At 41.7% G+C, this 1,159-nt stretch carries 1 protein-coding gene; it reads left to right on the forward strand.

Annotated elements, in window-relative coordinates:
• Positions 1–107 precede the first annotated feature (107 nt).
• The gene (locus tag P5683_RS25045) at positions 108–1,121 is read left to right on the forward strand and encodes an RNA-guided endonuclease TnpB family protein (protein ID WP_315642103.1); all 1,014 of its coding nucleotides are present in this window, start codon (positions 108–110) and stop codon (positions 1,119–1,121) included.
• Positions 1,122–1,159: the final 38 nt, after the last annotated feature.

Genomic DNA, 1,159 nt, shown 5'->3' on the forward strand with positions numbered 1-1,159 from the left:
AAGTACGGTTTGGAAGTGGAGTTGGGGAAGGTGACTTCCCTTTCGACCATAACCCTTACAAAGCTTTCCGGACAAAACTAAAACTCAATGACCGTCAAGCCACCTTGATGGCCAAACACGCGGGGTATGCTCGATTTGTGTTCAATTGGGGATTACACTTATGGATGTCAGCTTATGAAGAGGGACTCAAGCCTAACGTCAACTCCATCAAAAAGGTTTTTACTCATTATGTGAAACCTCAATATCCTTGGATGTCTGAATTGTCTTCTAAAGTTGATCAATATGCCTTCATTAATCTAGGGGATGCCTTTAAGCGCTTCTTCAAGGGAATAAGCAGTTATCCTAAATTTAAGAAGAAAGGCCACCATGATAGTTTTACGCTTGACAATTCCGGAAAGCCATTCAATCTGTCAGGAACTCGCCATAAGCTGCCTTTTGTGGGCTGGGTTTCTACATTTGAGGGTCTACCCGAAAGTTGGGTTAAGAAAGTCACTATAACGCGCCAAGCAGGTGACTGGTATATTAGCTTTTTCGTAGAAATCACGCCAGAAATTACACCGAAATATCGAGAGAGAATCGGGGTAGACCTAGGAATTAACAATTTGGCGACTTGCTCCGATGGGACAAAATTCTCTAATCCCAAGGCTTATAAAGCAGCGACCAAAAAACTAGCTCGATTACAACGTCATTTAAGTCGCAAAGTCAAAGGCTCGAAAAATTGGGCCAAATGTCTCTTAAAAGTTCAAAAGCTACATCAAAGAGTAGCAAACATTCGGCGGGACACGATTCATAAAATCACTACTTTTTTGGCTAAAAACCACAGCCAAGTAGTCATTGAAGATTTGAATGTGTCTGGAATGTTGAAAAATCATTGTTTGGCGGGTTCTATCGCTGATGCTTCATTTTATGAGTTCCGTCGGCAACTAGGTGACAAGGCAGAACGTTATGGTTCAAAGTTAATGATTGCGGATAGATTTTATCCATCCAGTCAACTTTGTTCTAACTGTGGCCATCGTCAAAAAATGCCCCTAGTCCGTCGGACTTTTGAATGTCAGAACTGTGGGCTGAAGATTGATAGAGATTTGAACGCCAGTATAAATTTAGAAGTGCGAGACGTTTAGGAGTGAAATAAGGCTGCAATGCCTGAAATAACCTCCTA

Origin of the sequence: Limnospira sp. PMC 1279.21, assembly GCF_032349615.1 — a bacterium.
Lineage (GTDB): Bacteria > Cyanobacteriota > Cyanobacteriia > Cyanobacteriales > Microcoleaceae > Limnospira > Limnospira fusiformis.

What these genes read in the sequence shown, in the direction of transcription:
- P5683_RS25045 (WP_315642103.1), top strand. Translation starts at nt 108, where the DNA reads ATGGCCAAACACGCGGGGTATGCTCGATTTGTGTTCAATTGGGGATTA.